Source organism: Faucicola osloensis, from assembly GCF_020041925.1.
In the GTDB taxonomy this organism is placed as follows: domain Bacteria; phylum Pseudomonadota; class Gammaproteobacteria; order Pseudomonadales; family Moraxellaceae; genus Faucicola; species Faucicola osloensis_D.
Window position 1 is genome coordinate 932,892 of sequence record NZ_CP083409.1, and the last position, 21,437, is coordinate 954,328.

Consider the following 21,437-nt stretch of genomic DNA (forward strand, 5'->3'; position numbering starts at 1 on the left):
GTGCCACTCTTAACGTCAATGATAGGATTGATATGCTGACACAGTTAACCTTACAAAATTTAGCCCTCGTCACCAATGCTGAGATTGAGATGAATGCTGGATTTAACATTATCACTGGCGAGACAGGTGCTGGTAAATCACTATTGCTTGATGCTTTGACCTTGTGCGTGGGTGGTCGTAGTGACGCAGGTTTGATTCGGCATGGACAGACCACGGCAGACGCTTTTGCAGAATTTAATATCGGTCAATTACCTGAAGTCATGGCATGGCTGAGCGAGCAAAATTACCCATTCGAAGACGATACGCTGCTGATTCGCCGGCAACTTGCTAACCAAAACGGTACGCTTCGTAGTAAAGCTTGGCTCAATGGCATGCCTATTAGTATGAATGAGCTTAAAACTTTAGGTGGGTTACTGGTCAATATTCACAGCCAACATGCCCAGCAAAGTTTGCTGCGTCCGCAGTTTGTGATGGAATGGCTTGATAGCGCCACGGGATTAAACAGCCAAGCAAACGACGTGAAACAAGCGTTTTTGCAGTACGAACGTCTTAAATCACAAGCCGCGCAGCACGCCAAAGACGAGCAATTGCGCCAGCAGCAAATTCAGCTATTGAGCAATCAATTAGCCGATATCGAGCCAATTGCCAGTATCTTATACAGTGAACTTGAAGCTGAATACGATGAATTATCTAACCTTGAAAACCTCATGCAGCAAGCCGCCTTGTCGGTGCAATTACTCGATAATGACAGCGATGAGCCCGATGTGGTAAGCCTGCTTAATCGGGCGATTAAACTGTGTGAAGCGCAGACCGAGCTTAGCCAAACCTATGCTGATTGTGTTGAACAGTTGTACTCAGCACATACCCAAATCGCTGAAGTCGCTAGCACCCTGAGCAATTATGCCGAAGGGCAAAGCCTTGACCCCAAGCGGTTAGCGCTACTTGATGAGCAGTTATCGACGTTCCACCGACTTGCGCGTAAATATCACACCACCCCTGAAAGCCTTGTTGAAGACAGCCAAGCCTGGCAACAGCAATTAGATGATTTGCAATCGGTAATGTCGCCTGAAGCGATGGCAGAGCAAATTGAAGAAGCTTATCAAGCCTACTTGCAAAAAGCTCAAGCGTTGGATGACAGTCGCCAAGCCAATGCCACGACGTTAGCTGAAGCCCTAGTTGCACGGTTAAAAGCATTGGCATTGCCCAATGTGCAAGCGGCATTTGAATTTACCCCACTTGATAAACCACAAAGTATCGGGTTATCGCAAATAGAACTGCTATTTAGTGCCAATGTCGGCATGCCGATGCAACCGATTCACAAAATTGCCTCAGGCGGTGAATTATCACGGCTAGCCCTTATCATGCAAGTCATTGATGCGCAAGGGGTTTGCCGTAATACGACGACCGATATGGCAACCACCACCCGTCAGTTATTGGTATTTGATGAAGTAGATGTGGGTATCAGTGGTGGCACGGCGCAAGTGGTGGGCGAATTACTGCGTGAACTGGGTGAAGAACAACAAATCATTGCGATCACTCACCAATCGCAAGTCGCGGCACAAGCCCATCAGCATATTTTGGTCTATAAAACCCAGCAAGAGAAGGCGCAGTCTCACTTAAAAATACTGTCGGGTGATGACCAAGTGCAGGAATTAGCGCGGATGTCGGGCGGGGTCAATATTACCGAAGACACGCTCAAACACGCGCGCAGCTTGCTAGCAAGTCGCCGGGTAAGTTAATTTAATATCGCCTGTCGCTTTTAATGTTTATCGCTTTTAATGCTTATTGTTTTTAATGTTTGTCGTTTTTAAGTCGCTTTTAATTAGGTATGCCACTGAATGTCAAAAAACCAAAATCTTACCAACCATTTTTTGATAGCCTCGCCCAATATTGACGGCGGGATTTTTTATCAATCTTTGGTCTATATTTGCCGTCAAGACCAACAAGGCACGTTAGGGCTGGTAGTTAACAAACCCATCGAAACCAGCAACGTCGCCAAACTGTTTGAAGAATTAAATATTGATGTGACCATCACCGACTTGCACCGAAAATTGCCTTTAGATGGAGGTCCTATGAACCCGGAAGTTGGGTTTGTGCTCCATACGGGACAGCCTGATTGGGTATCTTCGTTTGCCATCACCGAAAACGTCTGTATCACCACTAGCAAGGATATTTTACAAAGTATCGCCAATGGTCAAGGCGTTGAGCATTTTGAGCTTTGTTTGGGTCATGCTAGCTGGGGAAAAGGGCAGCTAGAAGAAGAAATCAACCAAGGCGATTGGTTTGTTTTGCCGGCATCAATGGGGCTATTGTTTGATATCGACCATCAGACTCGCTGGCAAGTCGCCGCTCAGCAGTTGGGCGTTGATTTTAACAAACTGAGTACGGATATCGGGCATGCTTAACCTGACTATGGCGCAAGATACCCATCACACCCACACTATCGAAACGGTGATGGGGCTTGATTTTGGTATCGCAAAAATGGGGATCGCCTTGGGCAATACCTTAACCCAGACCGCAAGCCCGTTGATGCAGTTTAAAATGGATAATGGCAAACCCAATTGGGATGAATTGCTAAAAATTATCGAGTCATGGCAAGTGAGCACCATCATCATCGGTTTGCCACTGAATATGGATGGCACTGCATCTGAGCTTGGCAATCGTGCCAAAAAATTTGCTCGTAGGCTCAAGCACCAGCTTGAAGAAGCGCATCGACCACGCCCGATTATTTTGGCAGATGAGCGCTTAACTAGCCGTGAAGCCAAAAATTTGGCTTGGGAATATGGGTTAATCAAAAGTGACAAAGAGCCGATTGATAGTATCGCCTCAGCGATTATGCTTGGCAGTTGGCTTAGAAGTGGCGAAGGAGCGCTGTTATCATGACTCAATTAAATGCGCCTGCTACGCCAACGACCAAAGGCTTTTCTGCCCCTGTTATTGGTTTGATTGAACACGCACAGCGACTCAACAAATGGTCAATCTATCTGGTTTATTTGGCAATTGCGCTATTTTTATTATTTGGTACCCTAAAGAGCTTGTCACAGTTTAAGGACAGTCAAACGATTTATAATTTATTTCATTGGGTGCCTTACGGACTCGTTGGACTGACCATACCGCTATCCTGCTATGTGGCGTTTATTTTATACCGTTACCGTTTAAGCCAGCCGAGCATGCTTGCGCTGTGTATCGGTATGGGATTTGGCTTGTTTGTTATCAGTAGCTATGTCGCCCTAGCCGCCTGGATTGGGGTAGCTTTTATGTTTAAAGCCAATTTAACCCGTTTTTTTAATTTTATCCAAGAAAGTCGACAAACAGAGACTCAACATGCCTGATGCCAATTTCCAACTCGATACCCAAGGGCTGATTTGCCCAGAGCCGATTATGCTACTGCATAAAACCGTTCGTAAAGCGCAGTCAGGGGAAGTGATTCACGTCATCGCCACTGACCCTGCGACCACGCGCGATATCCCCAATTTTTGTCGTCATCTGGGGCATGAACTTATCGAGCAGCAAGACATCATCAACCCGCAACAACACCAAAACCCTGATCCGTATGCCAATGTGTATCATTACTGGATTAAGAAAAAAGCTGGTTAAAAAAAAGCCCCCTTATCCCGAGATTTTAAGTCATTTATGTCCCAAGTCGCCGCGCGCCAACCTCGCCAAGTCAAAGCCTTACACCTTCATGATGAGCCCAGTTATATTCAGCAGTTTCGCCAAGAATTGCTAACGCGGGGACTTGCCACCAACACGCGCAATGCTTATATTCGTGACTTGATGCTGTGTGAAGCCACCTGTAGCAAAGCCATCACCCGTTGGGACACCAGTGACGTGTTGGCTTGCCTAGCGGCGCTCTATCAACAAGGCAAAACAGCACGCAGCCAAGCGCGTGCCTTATCATCGCTTAAACAGTTTTTTTTATGGCAAATCAACGCCAATCAGCGTGATGACAACCCGTGTGAGCATATCAAGACCCCAAAACTTGGACGTGCGCTGCCCAAAGATTTATCCGAAAGTGATGTCGACGCCCTACTCGCTAGCCCAGATACATCGACCCCATTGGGCATGCGTGACCAAGCCATGTTTGAAGTGCTCTATGCCTGCGGGCTACGTGTCTCTGAGCTTATTCATTTATCGTTAAGTGAAGTCAATCTCAATGCTGGCTGGTTACAGGTTACCGGCAAAGGCGATAAGACTCGGTTGGTACCCCTTGGCGAGGTGGCGATTGATGTATTGACCGATTATTTGACCGTAGCGCGACCGCAATTATGTATCATGAAAAATGGGCGAGAAAGTCGCTGCCAAGCGGTATTTTTGACCCAACAAGGCGGCTACATGACCCGCCAAAACTTTTGGTATGTCATTAAACGCTACGCCAAGCAAGCCGGTATCGACAGCGAAATTTCTCCGCATACCTTACGTCATGCCTTTGCTACTCATTTGCTCAATCACGGCGCTGACTTGCGCAGTGTACAGATGTTATTGGGTCACAGCGATTTATCAACTACCCAAATCTATACCCATGTTGCTACGGCAAGACTGCAACAGCTACATCAGCAGCATCATCCGCGCGCTTAAGGCTGTTTGTTTATAGACAAATTTTTTGAAACCCATAAATCATAAAATCGGTCGTAAAGCACATTGACCCTGCTTGCTGGCAGCGGTCGATTAATGCCTGACGTCTGGCTGGCTGCGCCCGAAACGCATAGGGCGTCATCGTCAATAAATCTTGTAACTGCTTAGCGGTAAGCGAAATCCTGGTTTCCACCCGTGTTTGCTTGACCAACTCAAAATACGGTGCTAATTCATCGATAAATTTGTCTGAGTCGTGTGCCACGATTTGTTCAAATAGCCCATCACGCATCTCAATCAAGTGATTGACTGCAGGCTTGGCAATCACTACAAAGCCCTGGTCGCTGACCAACCGATGAAATTCATCCGCCAAAATCGGGCTAAAAATACTGGTCAACATACTCACCGCATGACTGGCCAATGGTACTTGCGAAGCAGATGCCACTAAGCAATATTTTCGTGTGGTCGTGCTAATTGGTTTAAGTCGTTTGGCCGTGGCAATTACGGCAGGTTTGCTGATATCAAGCGCGACTAACTTACTTGGGTTAAGCTGTAAAAATCGCTCAGTGTAATATCCTTCGCCACAGCCAATATCTAGCCAATTTACCGATGGTTGGGAGGATAATAGCCCTTTGCAAAAGTCATACAGCCCATCTTGCAGCGACTGATAAAACCCCGCTTGTAGAAAACGACGCCGCGCCATAATCGACTCATCACTATCGCCAGGGTTTTTGCTATGCTTATTTTGCACCGGCAGTAGATTCACATACCCTTGTTTGGCGACATCAAAGCCATGTTGCCGCTGCTGCGGATTTTCACCCGTGCATTGCCAAACTTTTTCACCCACCTTTAGCGGACTTTGGCAAATCGGGCAGCGAAAATTTGCAGAAAATGTCGAAGGCAATGCCACCATAAAAATATCTCAAAAAAAAGCGTTAAGAACCCAAAGCAGATAACCCGCTGTAACTGCGCAACATCAGTCGTCTATCAGACTTTGCAAAATCATAATATCTTCATGCACTTGAGCCATTTTTGGTTGCAGTGCCTCAGGTATTTTTAATGCCAGTGTTGAATCTGCCATCGGATGCTGCTGTGATGTGTCCGCTGCTCGCAGCGATGGCAATTGAACGTTTGACCTATCAGGGATGGTAGGAGCCGCTAGCTTAGCATTGGTATAAGTATTTAGGAATGACTGTAAATTTTTCGCGCCCGTTTTTTTATCACAGCATTTTTTGCTTAATACAGTTTCAGCGGATGGTGCGTCTGTAGTGGCAATAGCACTTGCCAACGCTGCAACAGGGGTGCTAGGTTGTTTGAAAATTTGCCCTAGCGGCACATCGCAACTAATCCAGCCTTTTTCAATCAGTTGTTGTAAATCTAACTTAAACAATAAATTGCTCACCGCTTGCTCGCCCAAGCTAGTATTTTCTTTAATCAATAAGATAAATTGGCGTTGTCTAAGCGTCATTTCAGCCGTGTTAAGCGCTTGTTTGCCGGCCTCACTACAAGCTAGTGTAACAGGGATTTCATTAATAGTTACTTTCAACACACACCTCCTTGTTGTGACAGTGCTCGCTAAACGAGTAGCTTGCCATCAAACACTTTACCTACAATTTAGTCATCACCATATAAAAATTATAGCATATTTAATTTTTTGTACATGCGCAAATAAATCCATAAATGCAGACAAAAAAAATGACATCCGAAGATGCCATTTGATGCAAAGCGCCGTTAGCGAACGTAGCAAAGTTAGCGAAGTTTCAACGTCATCAGCCCTAATATAACCAAGACAATGGTAATAATCCAAAAACGGGTAACCACTTGGGTTTCCTTCCAGCCGCCTTCTTCAAAATGGTGATGCAGGGGCGCCATGCGAAAGATGCGTTTTTTACGAAGTTTGTAAGAGCCTACTTGTAGCATGACCGATACCGCTTCTGCCACAAATAGACCACCCATGATAAACAGCACAATTTCTTGACGCGTCATCACAGCAATAGTGCCGAGCATTGCGCCTAACGCTAATGCACCAACATCGCCCATAAACACTTGGGCGGGATGGGCATTAAACCATAAAAACCCTAAGCCCGCCCCAACCATGGCACCACATACGACTGTGACATCGCTATTATAAGCAATATAGGGTACATGGAGATATTCAGCAAAGCGAAAATCCCCTGACACATAAGCAAACACCCCTAAGCCTGCGGCGACCAACACCACAGGAAAGATGGCGAGACCATCCAAACCATCGGTTAAGTTGACTGCATTTGAGGTGCCATTAATCACAAAATAAGTAAAGATAATAAACGCCAAACCCAATGGTACAGCGGAGAAAGGAATCGACACGTTTTTAAACAGCGGAATCAATAAATCTTGCATGGCATGAGCTGTCGCCACATGCGGCTGCTGACTGGCAATCCAGTACAAGGACAGACCAACAAATAAAGCACCAACCGATAACCAAAAATATTTTTTGCGTGCAATCAAGCCTTTTGGATCTTTATATTTGATTTTTAGCCAGTCATCTGCCCAGCCTACCGCGCCAAAAATCACCAACACCACCATCAAAATCCATACGTAGGGGTTAGTTAGATTCGCCCACAGTAGCGTGGTCACCAAAATACTGCCCAAAATTAAAATCCCGCCCATGGTGGGTGTGCCTGTTTTGGCAAGGTGACTCTGTGGACCATCGTTACGAATGGCTTGTCCATATTTGAGCGCACGCAACCGTTCAATGACGCGTCCACCAAACACCATACTGATACCCAGCGCAGTCAGCACCGCTAATAAAACACGTAAGGTCAGCGATGACACAGCCGAAAATGGGGAATAAAATTGGCTTAGCCATTCAAATAACCACAATAGCACGAGTGGACTCCTTAGGGAATTTCGGGTAAAAACAGGGGCTTAAGCTCCCTGTCATTATCATGATGAAATAAATGAAAACTCGCTATGAAAACTATCTGTGAAAACCGTATCACGTTGACTCATCAGCAAAAACCCATCATGAAAAGTTGACTATTTTAAGTAAAAATTCATAAAAAATCAGCCAATTTTTATCAAATGGCTGATGAAAGTTCTGTTTTTAGTTAGGATGGCTGACAGGTTAACTCTTCAATTACCTGTTCCATCATCATATAGCGCGAGCCTTTAAACAAGATATGCCAGGCGTCATCACTACTCGCTAACTTATCTTTGATCGCCGCAAGTAGGGAGGCTTTATCTGGGTATGCCTGTGCTTGCATGCCGGATGCTTGCGCTTGCGCGACGGTAACAGGCGTTAACTCCCCCACCGTATACAGCACAGTCACGCCAGAGGCGGCGATAGCCTCACCGAGCTTGCGATGCTCCTCTTGGGCGGCCTCACCCAACTCACCAATATCGCCCAACACCAACATGGTGGGCGCACCTTGACTCACCAACACTTGCGTTGCAGCAAGGACGGCACTGGGATTGGCATTATAAGTGTCATCAATTAAAGTATGTTTACCAAACTCAATAAAATTAAGTCGACCTTTGGCAGGTTTGGCGGCATCGAGTCCTTTGGCAATATCATCAATCGACAGCCCCAAAGCTTGCGCACAGGCGGCCGCGGCTAAGGCATTGCTGATGTTGTGTTCACCTGCAAAGTTTAAAGTGACGTTTTGGCTTTCGATTTCATCAATCTCAAAATTGAAATTTAGGCTAAAGGTACTGGAATTACCGACTTCCACATCGTCGGCAAACACATCACCCATCAGTAGCACCGTATCTTCATCGGTTAAGCCAATTTCTTTGGCTTGTTGCATATCCACGCCAGCATCTGCCAAGAACACGTCACGCTCACCAAAGGTTAGAATATTTTGGGTAAATTGTTGGGCATTATTGAGTAGCGTATCAAAATACTCATCAGCAAATGGCACAATCGCTGTACCTGTGTTACTTAATCCTTGATAAATCTCAGATTTGGTCTTAGCGATATTATCACGCCCGCCAAACTCCCCCAAATGTGCCGTGCCGATATTGAGCACACAAGCGACATCGGGCTTGACAAGCTGGGTGGTATAAGCAATCTCTCCGACATGATTGGCGCCAAGCTCCATCACGGCATAGCGATGGTCATCGGTCAGCTCTAGTAGCATCATCGGCACGCCCAAATCATTGTTGAGATTGCCGCGGGTGATTAAGGTAGGCGCAATACGGTTTAAAATACTGCCAAGCATTTCTTTGGCGGTGGTTTTACCGCTCGAGCCTGTAATCGCAACAACTTTTAGATTGGGATGTTGGTCACGGCGGTAAGCACCTAATTTGCCGAGTGCCAGTTTGGTGTCAGTCACTACAAGTTGCGGCAAGTCACTTTCGACTGCACGGCTGACAATTGCTAAGACCGCGCCTTTATCTTTGGCAGTTTGTACATAGTCATGCCCGTCAAAGTTATCACCTTGGATGGCTAAAAAGATATCGCCTTTTTCGATTTTGCGGGTGTCGGTGATAATTCTTGTGGATGTCTGGGTAAAATCACTGTGAAAGGTTGGGTTTAGATCTTTTACCGCTTCGGTTAGGTTGGCAGATTGCCAAATATATGCAGTCATTTTGGTCTCTTTATTCGGGTCTCTTTATAGTTTATTACTAGCGAATCTCGTCATCTTGCCCATCATTGCGCACCCATACTTTCTTGATTCCTGCAGGAGCGAGCAACAACACTTCGCAATTTTTGGGGCGCGTTGCCAGTTCAAACTCACGGAATTTTTTCATGTTATATAGACGCGGGCTATCGCCAAGTAGCAGTTGCCAGATAAGCATGCCTATCCACATGCCGTGGGTAAATACTAGATAGGTGCCATCGGGCAAGGCATCAAAATACGCACGCACCTTTTGTACTCGCTCAACAAACTGCTCAAAACTGTCCGTCAGCTCACTGGCTCGGTGCGCAGAATGCTGTTGCCAAAAATCATCGGCAATCACACGGATGTCATCAAATGACAAATCCTTGATGATGTCAAAATCCAAAAAGTTAAATTCGTGCAATTCTTCGATGACAGTGGCTGTACGCTTAGTGCTTTGTAGATAAGGCTGAGCCGTTTGCTGGGTGCGAAGATACTGGGATACAAAAATCTCGGTGACTGGCTCGCTGATATGGTCAGTGAGCCAATCCGCCAATGCTTGCGCTTGCGTCTTGCCAATGTCAGTAAGATTGATGGCATGATTGGGGCGCACTGCTTGCCCTGCATTGGACTCGCTTTGGGCATGACGGATTAGGTAGATTTTTTTCATGATGCTAGGCTAAGTTATTTGCCAAATTTGTCAATGGCATTTTTTACCACCACTTTATCATCAAAATCGTGGCGTACCCCTTTGATTTCTTGATAGGTTTCATGCCCTTTGCCTGCAATCACCACGATATCGTTAGGCTTGGCATGTTGCACCGCATATTCAATCGCCTTTTGACGGTCTGGCTCGATAATGGCTTGATAGTGCTGCTCACAAGTCATGCCCGCTTGCATATCGTTCAAAATCGCGTTGGGGTCTTCACTGCGTGGGTTATCGGCAGTCAAAATCACTTTGTCAGCTAGGCGCAGTCCTGCTTGCGCCATTAGTGGACGTTTACCCTTATCACGGTCGCCACCACAGCCAAATACCGCCCACAGCTCACCTGTACAGTGCGATTTTAAACTGGTCAACACCTGCTCTAGCGCATCTGGCGTATGCGCATAATCCACGATAAAACAGCTGCTGGTCGATGGCACCCGATCCATACGACCTGTGGCGCCACGAAGCTTTGGAACTGCCGCTTGGATTTGCGCCACACTCAATTCCATCGCGGCACTTTGCGATAACGCGAAGGCGCCTGCGATACTCGCCAACAAATTGGCCACATTAAATCGCCCTAACAGGGGACTGTTCACCGTTAATTCACCTTGTGGCGTGACAGCTTTTGAAAGAGCAATGGTCAAATCACCCCCTTGCAAACTAGGCAGGATGGTTTTGGCAAAAAAATCGGCTTGGTCATTGGTCAAACTATACGTCCACACGGTTAAATGGGATGCGTTGGCTGCCTCAATCATCAATTCACTAAATTCATCATCTAAATTAATAATCGCGTGAGTGAGGGTGGGAAAATGTGCTTTAGCAAACAGTCGCGCTTTCGCCTGCGCATAATCGTCCATGTTAGTATGATAGTCGAGATGATCACGACTTAAATTGGTAAATATCGCCACGTTGACAGGGACGCCTTGCAGCCGCTGTTGGTGTAACCCGTGAGAGCTGGCTTCAATGGCTAACGCTTGTACGCCTTGCTTGGCAAAATCATCAATCGCATGTTGCAGATTAAACACTTCTAAGGTGGTGTGGGTACTTGGGGTTAAATTTGGCAAAACCCCGTTACCTGCCGTACCCATGACCGCAGTTTTGATGCCCGATTGACTGATGAGTTGGGCAACCAGTTGACTTACGGTGGTCTTGCCATTGGTGCCTGTCACCGCGATGACCGCCGGTAGCTTAGTGGGATGTTGCTGTTGCAAACTGGTTTGAATCAGAGAACCTAAAAAATCACGAATGGTGGGCAAATAAATAATCGGCAACATAAACTGCGACTGGATCGCAGATACATCAATTTCTGACAACACAAACGCCGCTTTGTCTGCGACTTGGGCAAGATAACCTGCAACTTTTTCCAAATCGAGGCTGTCGCTCGCGTTTTGACTCTTTAGCAATACAAATACATCGCCCTGACCCACTTGACGGCTATCGACCACAAACTGCCCAAATGGTTGATTCATGACAGGGTTTAACAGTTGTCTTGCGTTTTCTGGTAGTGATAGCGCAGACATCATCGGTTGCAACGTAATCATAGCTTTTTCCATAGGGTTGTTATAAGTCATTGACACTTTCGATGCTGGCGGCAGTGGTTTCTTTACCCGATAGCGGCTTGTCAAACGGCACATTGTACAAACGCAAGGCTTCTTTCATCACACTGCGGAACACGGGTGCTGCAACCAAACCACCAAATTTGTAAACACGCGGGTCTTCAACCATGATGGCGACCACAAAACGTGGGTTGGAAGCAGGGGCAATACCGACAAACGCGGTGCGGTATTGGTCGTTGTAATAACCGCCTTTGGGATTGGTGCGTCTTGCCGTACCTGTTTTACCCGCCACCCGGTAGCCATCGATAGCGGCTAAGGTTGCCGTACCGCCAGGCTCAGTGACTGACGTCATCATATCGACAATGGTAAGTGCATCGCTGGTTTTGATGACTTGCTTGGCGGCAGGTTTGGCAAAAGGGACGGAGACATTATTGGTACTACTGCTATTGAGCGCGTTATCACGGGTACTTTTAAGAAGCGTCAACGGATGCATCACACCCCCTGCACCTAACACACTGTAAGCTTGCGCAAGCTGCGCTAGTGTGACTTGCAGACCGTAACCGTACGACACAGTTGCGCGGCGTGCGATTTCATTTTGCTCAGGCGTTGGCACTAAACCTGCGGACTCACCGGGTAATTTTAGGTTGGTTTTTGCGCCAAACCCAAAGGCTTTTTGCGTATCACTCATCACGGTGGCAGGCAAAGAAAGGGCAATTTTTGCTGAGCCGATATTACTCGATTTTTGCAGTAGGGTACGCAGACTAATGGTGCCTAAATTGCCATGGTCACGAATAGTATGCCCTTGCACCACCATGCTCCCTGGACTGGTATTAACCAGCGAGTTGGCATTGTACTGTCCTGACTTTAAACCCGTGGCAACAGTGATGGGTTTCATCACCGAACCGGGTTCAAATACATCCATCAAGGCATGGTTACGCTGGTTTTCATTGGATAAGCTATTTAAGTCATTGGCGTTAAACGACGGCCAGTTGGACATTGCCATCACTTCGCCCGAGTTGACATCGACAATCATACCCGCTGCCCAGCGCGCCTGCTGCACACGCCCGACTTTTTCAAGCTCTTGGTACAAGATATATTGTAGCCGTGAATCAACGGTTAATTGTAAATCCTTGCCAGCGACTTCAGGTTTGACTTGTTCGATTTCTTTAATGCTGTTGTTTTTGGCATCACGCATGACCATGACTTCGCCATCTTTACCCGATAGCATGTCATTAAATACGCGCTCTACCCCAGCTTGCCCTTGGTAGTGCGTGCCATCTGCCAGATTGGTACGCGCCATAAAGCCCAATAATTGGGCATTGGGCTGTGGCTGTGGATAGTAGCGCTGATAAAACGTGTCGGTACTGACCCCAGCAAAATTGGCATCGATGAGCGGCTGTGCTGCTTCAGGTTGTACATTTTTCATTAATGGAAAATAATGCGACCCTGCGCCCGTGGGCAATACGGCTTTGATTGCCTCTTTATCGGCAAGATTGATGTTGTCATTGATACGTACCGCATTTTTAAATTCGCTGACGCTAATGCCTGTCAATGCCGAAAGTTTGGCTAAATCCATGTTCTGCAAGCGTTTTGCAACGCGCTCAAGCTCACGACTGACTGATTTACTCGGTTTAGACTTTTGCAATTCTTGTTGGCGTGCTTTGAGCTCGTAGTATTCAACCGCATAATCATGTGGACTAAAATACGCAGAGGTTAATGGCGCTGAAATCGCAAGCGGCATGTTATTGCGATCGGTGATCATACCCCGGTAAGACGGCTCTTTTTTGACGGTGGTAATGAGCGAATTACCTTTACCTTGATAGTAGGACTTATTAATGACTTGGATGTATGCCAATCGTCCAAAAATCGCCACAAACACCAGCCCCATCGCTATCCAAATGGACTTAAAGCGAATGGCATCTTCTTCAATGCTGCCTTGGCGTGAGGCACCACTACGACGCTTTGACGCATTGATTTTAGGGGCAGTGACTTTGAGTACAGGCACTTTGGTGGGTCGCCCTGACATAGCATTGGCAACTTTGGTGGTTATCGATTTTTTATTGCGAGTAGTCAAGCGGTTGCCTCATCAATGCTGCGTTTCTGGATTGATAGCTGGAGTGTTTGACTCGTTGCTGCCGGCGTCACTAGTAAATACCGTGACTTTGTTGTCATGAATAATCATACGATCGGACAAGTTAGGGTAAAACATATTGAGCTCAGTCACCGCGCGTTTGGTCACTTGCGGGGTAGCGCTAAAGGTTTGCTGCTCAATCAGCATACGTTGGTGTTCCATTTGCAGCTGGCGAAATTGTTTTTTGAGTTTTTGCAGCTCGCCATATTGTTGGTGATAAGTTTGGATTTGCTCGACGACGCTCACCCCTGTCCACAAAATCGCAACCACTAATAGCATCATCGCAACCGTATATAGACTAACACCGCGATACTCAGTATCGAGCATCTCGCTAATACTGGCACCCAAGCCTTCATTGCTTTTTTTCATCGTCGTATTATTTTTTACCGTTGCTTCGTTATTTTTGGCGGAGAAAAGACGATTTTTTTTCGGCGAATTTTGATTATCGCGGCCATTCGGCATGGGGTCACTCGTCATGGGAGGCAGGGGCTGAGATTTTGGCATTTTTATATCAAAGAGCTTTTTATATCGAAGAGCAGGGTATCAAGATAAAACAAGTTATTATAACGCAACCCATGTAAGTTTGGTTAATGCAATCGCTTTTTATTGTTTGTTATAAATATCATGTTACAAAAACGGCGACTTTTACAATCGGGTGGCTGACCGAAGCCAAGCACTTCTGGCGCGCGGGTTGGTTTTTATTTCAGTAGCCAACGGGGCGACACGCTCAGGTTTAGATAGGAGTTTGGGGCGTTTGGGTGGCATCGGCAAATTGGCATCTTCAGGATATTGACCTTTACTGTGTTTTTGCAAAAACTGCTTGATGATACGGTCTTCTAGCGAATGAAAACTAATCACCGCCAAGCGCCCCCCTACGTTAAGCGCCATGAGCGATTGATCCAAAAAGCTATCGATATCACCGAGTTCATTATTGATAAAAATACGCATGGCTTGAAAACTTTGGGTGGCAGGGTGCTTGCCTTTTTGCCAATTGGGATGCGCCTGTTTGATGGTTTCTGCCAGCGCTAGGGTAGAATCATAGTGCTCCATTTGTTTGATTGCCCTTGCAATACGGCGACTGTGTCGTTCTTCGCCATAGTTATATAGCACATCTGCAAGCACGGTTTCATCCACGCGTTTTAACCATTGGGCGACCGATTCGCCACGGGTGGTATCCATACGCATATCAACCGCACCATCGCGCATAAAACTAAAGCCGCGGCTACCGTCATCAAGCTGCGGTGAGGACACGCCCAAATCTGCCATAATCCCATCGACCTGTTCAATCCCTAATCGCTGCAGATTTTCTTGCAGCTTGGCAAAACTATCATGAATCACTATCACGCGCGCATCACTGACTGCCAATGCTTGCGCTGTTTGTATGGCTTGGGGGTCTTTATCAAACACGAGCAGACGACTGTCTTCATCCAAATAAGTTAACAGCAATCGGCTGTGCCCACCCCGCCCAAATGTGGCATCGACAAAGGTGCCCGTTTTTTTGATGGTTCCAGTCTCTAGCTCCGCTACAGTTACATTGAGCACACTTGCCACCGTTTCTTTTAGCAAAACAGTTTCATGGATAAATTCGGGTGCGCTAACAGTCATAACAGGCTCAATGGGACAATAAGAAAAAAGAAATTCACTAAACAATCGCTAGGGTGAAAACAAATAAAAATCATAATTTATCTAACCCCCTATTATCGCTGAAGCGAGCCTAGGGTCAAGTAAAATCATAACCTTGACTGGGTTTTTATGATAAAAATGCTCATCTTTGATAAAACCTAGCCATAAAAAAGACGGTTATAAAACCGTCATTAATATTCGTTAATGTTCAATAATATTAAAGGAGCGCTTAATCGTCATAGCCATTAGGGTTTTGGCTTTGCCAACGCCAAGTGTCGGTACACATACGCTCGATATCAAACTCAGCTTGCCAGCCCAACAGATGCTTGGCTTTATCACTACTGGCATAACAGCTGGCAATGTCGCCAGGTCGTCTTGGCGCTATGCTATAAGGCACGGGTTGATTAGTGGTTTTGATAAAGGCATTGACCAATTCTAATACAGATGTTCCTTTACCTGTACCCAAGTTAATCGGCTCAAATCCGAGCTGGGTTTGCTGTTCCAAATACTGTAAAGCGGCGACATGCCCTTTTGCCAAATCAACCACATGGATGTAATCTCGCACGCCTGTTCCATCCACGGTATCATAATCATTGCCAAACACGCTTAACTGCGGCAGCTTACCCACTGCCACTTGGCTAACATACGGCATCAAATTGTTTGGAATGCCATTGGGATTTTCACCTATGGTTCCGGTATGGTGGGCACCAATGGGATTAAAATAGCGCAGTGAAATTAATTGCCAGTGGTTATCTGATTTTGCCAAGTCTTCAAGCATATATTCAATCATCAGCTTGCTTTGCCCATACGGATTGGTCGCAGAACGCGGTGAGGATTCGACAATCGGCAAGGCTTCTGGGTCGCCATACACGGTTGCTGATGACGAGAAAATCAAGTTTTTGACATTGGCTTGCGTCATCGCATCGAGTAGATTGAGCGTGCCTGCGACATTGTTTTGATAATACCAAAGTGGCTTGGCAACCGATTCACCGACCGCCTTTAGCCCTGCAAAATGAATCACCGCAGTGAAGTCATGGGCGGCAAAGGTTTTGGCAAGCAGCTTTGTGTCCAAAATATCGCCTTCGATAAACTCAATGGATTGCCCTACAATTTGCTGGACACGCGCCAGTGAGGCTGGGCTACTATTGGATAAATTATCATACACTACAGGGGTAAATCCTGCGGCAATTAGCTCAATTAATGTATGTGAGCCGATATAGCCTGCACCGCCAGTCACTAAGATTTTTTTGCTTTGATTTATCATTGTTTTGCCTATTTTTTACAGCCTATACCGGTATAAAAACCAACGAGCTGCTGAATTTGTGGTTCGGTTAACGTATTTTTTGCATCAAAAATGGGTAATGCAATGTTATTTAAACGATTGATATCCGGCTTGATCGGTAGCGACCAGTTGACAATAAACAACGCTTGCACTTGCGTAAGCGGCGCATAGGCATCGTCGGTCAATGAAAACAGCGGATGATTACCGTATAACTCTAACAATTCTTCTTTGGTATTGTTGGCATACACAATCGTCTTGATATTGTATGACCACAATAATTTAATGAGTGGATGAAACGCTGAATGGGTGGTGCGTCCTGTCCCATTACGATAGCCTGAGCCCCAAATCATCACCGTTTTATTTTCGATAAAGCCATCAAAATATTGCCAAAATTCACGGAAAATCAGTTCTTTTTGGTCTTCATTAATGGATTTTACCGCCTCGAGCAACGATGTCTCTACTTGATTGTGCTTAAAACTATCAATCAAAAAATCCAATTCTAGCGGTAATGACTTGCCACCAAATCCCCAACCTGCTTTGAGATAATCTTTACCAATGCGTTTATCCAGCCCAAGGATTTGCTCAACTTGTTTGATATTGACCTGTTCACTGGCGGCGAGACGCGCCATTTCGTTCATGAAAGACAAGCGTGTTGCTAGCATTCCCATGATACTACTGCGCGCAAATTCTGCCGTTTTGATATCGGTAATAAAGTGCTTATCACTTTTTTCAATAAAAAATAGCAAAATGTTGTTGTGCGCGCTACTGCCTTGCGTTTTTTCACCAATCAGTGCCAAATCAGCTTGGAAAAAAGAACTAAAATTCGCCCCATCTTTCATAAAAATAAACGGAAGATAATACACCCAAGTAGTCGTCAATTTGCGCGCGAATTGCTCAACCTCACCAATGGCTTTGACACCGCTGATGATAATCTGGGTCGTTGGGTTAAAATGAAATGAGCCAAATTGGTCAAGTGCCTGCGCTGATACGCCATCGACAAACAACCAAATATCATCTGCGTTGACATAGGCTGAAAAATCATGGGTGGGCAAAGGCTGGGTAACGATGTTGCCTTGAGATTGGTACAACTGCCACAGTAGCACCATCTGCCGATCAAACTGGTAATCATTCATGACCTGCTGAAGGCTATCGTCATCGGTCAATAGCCTGACTTGATATTCAAGGGTAGCAAGCAAAATACAGGCATTGATGGATTCATTGGTACTGCCAATTACATATACAGTTTTTGTCATTGTTTTCTTCTTTTATCCCTATCCATTATCAGCTTGCAAAGGTTGTTTTAATGGTATTTAGCAACTGATTGGTTGAGCTGTCAAATGGCTGCGCTTGTTGCGGCGATAATTCTTGCGTTGATACCAAGGCATCAAAGACGGCATTAGCCATCACTTTACCCACTTCAACCCCCCACTGGTCAAATGGGTTAATCTGCCAAATGACTGACATAACAAACACTTTGTGCTCATACAGCGCAATGAGTGACCCTAACGTTCTTGGGGTCAGCTGTTTGAGTAGAATGGTCGTTGACGGCTGATTGCCGCGATAATGTTTGAATTTATCCATACCATTATTACTGTCTTTGATGGCGGCATTGCCAAACGCCAGCACTTGACTTTGCGCTAAGCAGTTGGCAAGCGAAAGTCCATGCTGCTCAAGCAAGTTTTTATTGATTGTTTGGGCATCTGCGTAGCGTTTGATTGGGGCAATAAAATCACAACTGACTGCCTGTGTGCCTTGATGCAGCAACTGATAAAACGCATGCTGAGCATTGGAGCCAATATCACCCCACAAAATCGGACAAGTACTGTAAGCTACTGCCTCACCTTGGCGATTGACAGATTTACCGTTACTCTCCATCTCAAGCTGGGTTAAGTAGTTGGGAAAAAAAGATAACCGACCATCATAAGGTAAAACCGTATGGGCGTTAATGTGTAAAAACGTACTGTTCCAAACACCCAGTAGCCCTAACAACACAGGCATGTTTTGAGCAAAATCGGCGGTGGCAAAATGTCGATCCATCTCATAGGCACCTGCTAGCAGCTCATAAAAATTGTGCATGCCAATTTTTATGGCAATCGCCAGTCCAATCACCGACCACATGGAGAATCGACCCCCAACCCAATCCCAGAGCATTAGTTGGTTATCGACATGAATACCCCATTCTGACATCTTATCCGCTTTGGTAGAAATCCCAATAAAATGACGACGCAAAATAGTGGCTTTGTTGTCATGACTGGCTAACAACCATGACATCGCCGTCTTGGCATTGGACAGCGTATCAATGGTGGAAAATGATTTCGACGAGATAATAAACAGCGTGGTTTGCGGATTTAATACCTTAAGCAAACTATCGAGCTGGGTGCCATCCATATTGGAGACAAAATGCACACTGATAGGGGTATCTGTCCATTCTTTTAGTGCCGTTGTTGCCATCACAGGCCCTAGATCTGAGCCACCGACCCCAATATTTACGACATCCGTGATTGCCTGACCAGAATAACCACGCCAGACCCCATTACGAATCCGCTCCACCAAATTTTCCGCTTTTTGTAAGCTGGTATGCACCTGCTCAATGACATTGACACCTTCGACCCAAACCTGCTCGCCTTGCGGCTGTCTTAACGCGGTATGCAGTGCAGGGCGATGCTCAGTATCGTTCACGATTTCGCCCGTCATCAGCCGATGGATTTCTTGCGCTAACTCACGCTCATTTGCCAGTGTGATTAAATTACTAAGCACAGCCGCATCAATTTTTTGTTTACTAAAATCCATGATCATGTCGCACGCAGCAACGCGGTACTGTGAGCCGCGATTGGATTGTTGGCTAAACAGTTGATTAAGCGAGGCCATACTATCTGCTTGAGTAGACAGTGTTTGCCATGTACGATTCGCACTTGTATCGGTTGACATTCGTCTATGACCCTATATTAATTTGCTGTATGTTGAAACGCTTCAATACCCAATTGGGTGGCAAAATAACCCACGGCTTGCAAGTAACTATTCATATCACCTGCATCAAAGCTGTTACCCACCATGCTAACCACGTCTACCCCTTGCGTGCTAATAAGCGCATCAATGGCATCGGTCAGCTGAATTTCCCCACCCACACTTGGCTGCGTGTTGGCTAGATAATCAAAAATAGCATTATTAAATACATAGCGCCCAACGACAGCCAAGTTAGAAGGCGCGTCCTCAGCTTTGGGTTTTTCCACAAACCCCGTCACAGCAAACGACTGGTTTTGTTCACACTTTGCTACCATTTGTGTGCTGGCTAGCTTGGCAATACCATATTTGTGAATATCACTTTCTTTGACAGGATCAACCAATATCTGTGAATGCTGCTGCTTGGCAAACTGCTGTAGCATGTAGGCTAAATTCTGCTGAGTATAGTCAGTGTTATAAGGGTTTAAAATCACATCGGGCAACAGCACAGCAAACGGTTCATCACCTACAATGGCACGGGCTTGCAAGACGGCATGCCCTAATCCTAACGGTTTGCCTTGGCGTACACTGGTAACCGTGACCCCTGCAGGTAGCCAGTTTAAACTATCTGCTTGCGCCGCTTTACCTTTAGCCCGTAACTGGGTATCAAGCTCGCTATTGATGTCAAAATAGTTTTCAATGGCGGTTTTTTGCGCATGATTGACCAAGACAATATTGGTTAAACCTGCGGCAATCGCTTCTTCAACGACATATTGAATGGCTGGCTTATTGCCAAGCGGTAGCAACTCTTTTGGCACTGCTTTTGATAGTGGTAGCATACGCGTGCCAAACCCTGCCACAGGGATAACAGCGTGAGTGATTTTTGTCGGCATAGTGACTCTTAATAAGATAAGTTGTTCAAATAGTTGATATCAAGCTTAACATATTTTTATGGCAAATATTTTATCTGCCCGAGTATTTTAAATACATTATTAAAATTGATTGAAGGTATTTTTCTAACACCAGCGTTTGCTAACACCAGCGGATAATAAAAAAGCAGATAACCCAATGATTATCTGCTCTTGATTAGTCAAAATAGCCGATAACTACCAACCAGTGACTTCTTTTACTTTTTCACCGATTTTTGAAGGGTCACGGGTATAAGCAATACCAGCCTCTTCAAAGGCTTTGAATTTTTCTTCCGCCGTACCTTTACCACCTGAGATAATCGCACCGGCATGTCCCATACGTTTACCTTTTGGTGCTGTGACACCTGCGATATAACCAATAACGGGTTTAGTCACGTGGTCTTTGACATATGCAGCCGCTTCTTCTTCAGCCGTACCACCGATTTCACCGATTAATACAATTGCTTCGGTTTGTGGGTCATCTTGAAGCAATTTTAATGCGTCGATTTGGTTCATACCTGGGATTGGGTCACCACCGATACCGATACAGGTTGATTGACCAAAGCCAAGTTTAGTGGTTTGGGCAACCGCTTCATAAGTCAATGTACCAGAACGTGAGATGATACCGACTTTACCTTCTTGGTGAATGTGACCTGGCATGATACCGATTTTGCATTTACCTGGGCTGATCACGCCTGGACAGTTTGGACCCACCATACGGATGATTTCTTCGCCGTTGGCTTGTAGGTCAGCGTTGACGTTTTCTAGGTAACGTTTGGCTTTTAGCATATCTAGGGTAGGTACGCCTTCGGTGATGACCACAATCAATTTTACGCCAGAGTTAATCGCTTCAACGATTGAGTCCAATACAAATGGTGCTGGTACAAAGATAACAGAGGCATTAGCACCCGTTGCTGTTACTGCTTCATCCATGGTATCAAATACTGGACGATCAAGGTGGGTTGTACCGCCTTTACCTGGGGTAACACCACCAACGATGTTGGTACCATAAGCAATTGATTGCTCTGAGTGTAGAGTACCGTTTTTACCTGTGAAACCTTGCACTAATACTTTAGTGTCTTTTCCAACTAATACGCTCATTGTTTTTCCTTTTACTTTTTATGTTTGATTTAAAC

General features: G+C 45.7%; 20 protein-coding genes. 6 read left to right on the top strand and 14 right to left on the bottom strand.

Annotated elements, in window-relative coordinates:
* Window positions 1-32 precede the first annotated feature (32 nt).
* The 6 genes from recN to xerD all read left to right on the top strand — a co-directional run bounded on the left by recN (window position 33) and on the right by xerD (window position 4,578).
* The gene (recN, locus tag LAJ61_RS04070; RefSeq protein WP_224054563.1) at window positions 33-1,739 is read left to right on the top strand and encodes a DNA repair protein RecN; all 1,707 of its coding nucleotides are present in this window, start codon (window positions 33-35) and stop codon (window positions 1,737-1,739) included.
* A gap of 99 nt (window positions 1,740-1,838) precedes the next feature.
* Complete coding sequence (locus LAJ61_RS04075; RefSeq protein WP_007115043.1) at window positions 1,839-2,405, top strand: YqgE/AlgH family protein; 567 nt, start codon at window positions 1,839-1,841, stop codon at window positions 2,403-2,405.
* Window positions 2,398-2,883 carry a Holliday junction resolvase RuvX gene (gene ruvX / locus LAJ61_RS04080; protein ID WP_063619555.1) on the top strand — a complete coding sequence of 162 codons (486 nt, stop codon included), beginning with the start codon at window positions 2,398-2,400 and terminating at the stop codon, window positions 2,881-2,883. The genes LAJ61_RS04075 and ruvX overlap by 8 nt, the downstream gene beginning before the upstream one ends.
* Window positions 2,880-3,332, top strand: a complete 453-nt coding sequence (locus LAJ61_RS04085; RefSeq protein ID WP_224054564.1) for a hypothetical protein — start codon at window positions 2,880-2,882, stop codon at window positions 3,330-3,332. Before ruvX ends, LAJ61_RS04085 begins: the two co-directional genes overlap by 4 nt.
* Window positions 3,325-3,597: a sulfurtransferase TusA gene (gene tusA, locus LAJ61_RS04090; protein ID WP_224054565.1), complete on the top strand. Its 273-nt coding sequence runs from the start codon at window positions 3,325-3,327 to the stop codon at window positions 3,595-3,597. The genes LAJ61_RS04085 and tusA overlap by 8 nt, the downstream gene beginning before the upstream one ends.
* Before the next feature lie 36 nt (window positions 3,598-3,633).
* Entirely contained in the window at window positions 3,634-4,578 is a 945-nt protein-coding gene (gene xerD / locus LAJ61_RS04095; protein ID WP_224054566.1) for a site-specific tyrosine recombinase XerD, read from the top strand.
* A 10-nt stretch (window positions 4,579-4,588) separates the two neighbouring features.
* Here xerD and LAJ61_RS04100 read toward each other — a convergent pair whose 3' ends face one another.
* The 14 genes from LAJ61_RS04100 to sucD all read right to left on the bottom strand — a co-directional run bounded on the left by LAJ61_RS04100 (window position 4,589) and on the right by sucD (window position 21,402).
* Window positions 4,589-5,485 (bottom strand): putative RNA methyltransferase, encoded by an 897-nt coding sequence (locus tag LAJ61_RS04100; RefSeq protein ID WP_224054567.1) that lies wholly within the window; start codon window positions 5,483-5,485, stop codon window positions 4,589-4,591.
* A 63-nt stretch (window positions 5,486-5,548) separates the two neighbouring features.
* Complete coding sequence (locus LAJ61_RS04105) at window positions 5,549-6,118, bottom strand: hypothetical protein (RefSeq protein ID WP_224054568.1); 570 nt, start codon at window positions 6,116-6,118, stop codon at window positions 5,549-5,551.
* Between the two features lie 203 nt (window positions 6,119-6,321).
* The gene (gene mraY / locus LAJ61_RS04110; RefSeq protein ID WP_224054569.1) at window positions 6,322-7,440 is read right to left on the bottom strand and encodes a phospho-N-acetylmuramoyl-pentapeptide-transferase; all 1,119 of its coding nucleotides are present in this window, start codon (window positions 7,438-7,440) and stop codon (window positions 6,322-6,324) included.
* A 221-nt stretch (window positions 7,441-7,661) separates the two neighbouring features.
* Complete coding sequence (locus LAJ61_RS04115; RefSeq protein WP_224054570.1) at window positions 7,662-9,143, bottom strand: UDP-N-acetylmuramoyl-tripeptide--D-alanyl-D-alanine ligase; 1,482 nt, start codon at window positions 9,141-9,143, stop codon at window positions 7,662-7,664.
* Between the two features lie 37 nt (window positions 9,144-9,180).
* Window positions 9,181-9,825 (bottom strand): histidine phosphatase family protein, encoded by a 645-nt coding sequence (locus tag LAJ61_RS04120; RefSeq protein WP_224054571.1) that lies wholly within the window; start codon window positions 9,823-9,825, stop codon window positions 9,181-9,183.
* A 14-nt stretch (window positions 9,826-9,839) separates the two neighbouring features.
* A complete protein-coding gene (locus LAJ61_RS04125) occupies window positions 9,840-11,402 on the bottom strand; it encodes a UDP-N-acetylmuramoyl-L-alanyl-D-glutamate--2,6-diaminopimelate ligase (protein ID WP_224054572.1) in 1,563 nt (520 codons plus the stop codon).
* Between the two features lie 19 nt (window positions 11,403-11,421).
* A complete protein-coding gene (locus tag LAJ61_RS04130; protein WP_224054573.1) occupies window positions 11,422-13,491 on the bottom strand; it encodes a peptidoglycan D,D-transpeptidase FtsI family protein in 2,070 nt (689 codons plus the stop codon).
* 12 nt (window positions 13,492-13,503) lie between these two features.
* Complete coding sequence (ftsL, locus tag LAJ61_RS04135; RefSeq protein WP_224054574.1) at window positions 13,504-14,052, bottom strand: cell division protein FtsL; 549 nt, start codon at window positions 14,050-14,052, stop codon at window positions 13,504-13,506.
* A gap of 141 nt (window positions 14,053-14,193) precedes the next feature.
* Window positions 14,194-15,153, bottom strand: coding sequence for a 16S rRNA (cytosine(1402)-N(4))-methyltransferase RsmH (rsmH, locus tag LAJ61_RS04140; RefSeq protein ID WP_224054575.1), 960 nt, complete (start codon window positions 15,151-15,153; stop codon window positions 14,194-14,196).
* Between the two features lie 247 nt (window positions 15,154-15,400).
* Window positions 15,401-16,435: a UDP-glucose 4-epimerase GalE gene (gene galE / locus LAJ61_RS04145; protein WP_224054576.1), complete on the bottom strand. Its 1,035-nt coding sequence runs from the start codon at window positions 16,433-16,435 to the stop codon at window positions 15,401-15,403.
* Between the two features lie 8 nt (window positions 16,436-16,443).
* Window positions 16,444-17,706 (bottom strand): UDP-glucose 6-dehydrogenase, encoded by a 1,263-nt coding sequence (locus LAJ61_RS04150; RefSeq protein ID WP_224054577.1) that lies wholly within the window; start codon window positions 17,704-17,706, stop codon window positions 16,444-16,446.
* 28 nt (window positions 17,707-17,734) lie between these two features.
* Entirely contained in the window at window positions 17,735-19,381 is a 1,647-nt protein-coding gene (pgi, locus tag LAJ61_RS04155; protein ID WP_224054578.1) for a glucose-6-phosphate isomerase, read from the bottom strand.
* Between the two features lie 17 nt (window positions 19,382-19,398).
* The gene (locus LAJ61_RS04160; protein WP_224054579.1) at window positions 19,399-20,286 is read right to left on the bottom strand and encodes a UTP--glucose-1-phosphate uridylyltransferase; all 888 of its coding nucleotides are present in this window, start codon (window positions 20,284-20,286) and stop codon (window positions 19,399-19,401) included.
* Window positions 20,287-20,499: 213 nt separating this feature from the next.
* Complete coding sequence (gene sucD / locus LAJ61_RS04165; protein ID WP_065264319.1) at window positions 20,500-21,402, bottom strand: succinate--CoA ligase subunit alpha; 903 nt, start codon at window positions 21,400-21,402, stop codon at window positions 20,500-20,502.
* Window positions 21,403-21,437: the final 35 nt, after the last annotated feature.

Excerpts from the sequence above, each read along its gene's own strand:
- LAJ61_RS04125 (WP_224054572.1), bottom strand. The coding sequence starts at position 11,402 with ATGATTACGTTGCAACCGATGATGTCTGCGCTATCACTACCAGAAAAC.
- galE (WP_224054576.1), bottom strand. The coding sequence starts at position 16,435 with ATGATAAATCAAAGCAAAAAAATCTTAGTGACTGGCGGTGCAGGCTAT.
- tusA (WP_224054565.1), top strand. The coding sequence starts at position 3,325 with ATGCCTGATGCCAATTTCCAACTCGATACCCAAGGGCTGATTTGCCCA.
- sucD (WP_065264319.1), bottom strand. The coding sequence starts at position 21,402 with ATGAGCGTATTAGTTGGAAAAGACACTAAAGTATTAGTGCAAGGTTTC.
- LAJ61_RS04150 (WP_224054577.1), bottom strand. The coding sequence starts at position 17,706 with ATGACAAAAACTGTATATGTAATTGGCAGTACCAATGAATCCATCAAT.
- LAJ61_RS04160 (WP_224054579.1), bottom strand. The coding sequence starts at position 20,286 with ATGCCGACAAAAATCACTCACGCTGTTATCCCTGTGGCAGGGTTTGGC.
- LAJ61_RS04100 (WP_224054567.1), bottom strand. The coding sequence starts at position 5,485 with ATGGTGGCATTGCCTTCGACATTTTCTGCAAATTTTCGCTGCCCGATT.
- LAJ61_RS04085 (WP_224054564.1), top strand. The coding sequence starts at position 2,880 with ATGACTCAATTAAATGCGCCTGCTACGCCAACGACCAAAGGCTTTTCT.
- ftsL (WP_224054574.1), bottom strand. The coding sequence starts at position 14,052 with ATGCCAAAATCTCAGCCCCTGCCTCCCATGACGAGTGACCCCATGCCG.
- pgi (WP_224054578.1), bottom strand. The coding sequence starts at position 19,381 with ATGTCAACCGATACAAGTGCGAATCGTACATGGCAAACACTGTCTACT.
- LAJ61_RS04075 (WP_007115043.1), top strand. The coding sequence starts at position 1,839 with ATGTCAAAAAACCAAAATCTTACCAACCATTTTTTGATAGCCTCGCCC.
- LAJ61_RS04115 (WP_224054570.1), bottom strand. The coding sequence starts at position 9,143 with ATGACTGCATATATTTGGCAATCTGCCAACCTAACCGAAGCGGTAAAA.
- LAJ61_RS04120 (WP_224054571.1), bottom strand. The coding sequence starts at position 9,825 with ATGAAAAAAATCTACCTAATCCGTCATGCCCAAAGCGAGTCCAATGCA.
- ruvX (WP_063619555.1), top strand. The coding sequence starts at position 2,398 with ATGCTTAACCTGACTATGGCGCAAGATACCCATCACACCCACACTATC.
- recN (WP_224054563.1), top strand. The coding sequence starts at position 33 with ATGCTGACACAGTTAACCTTACAAAATTTAGCCCTCGTCACCAATGCT.
- xerD (WP_224054566.1), top strand. The coding sequence starts at position 3,634 with ATGTCCCAAGTCGCCGCGCGCCAACCTCGCCAAGTCAAAGCCTTACAC.
- rsmH (WP_224054575.1), bottom strand. The coding sequence starts at position 15,153 with ATGACTGTTAGCGCACCCGAATTTATCCATGAAACTGTTTTGCTAAAA.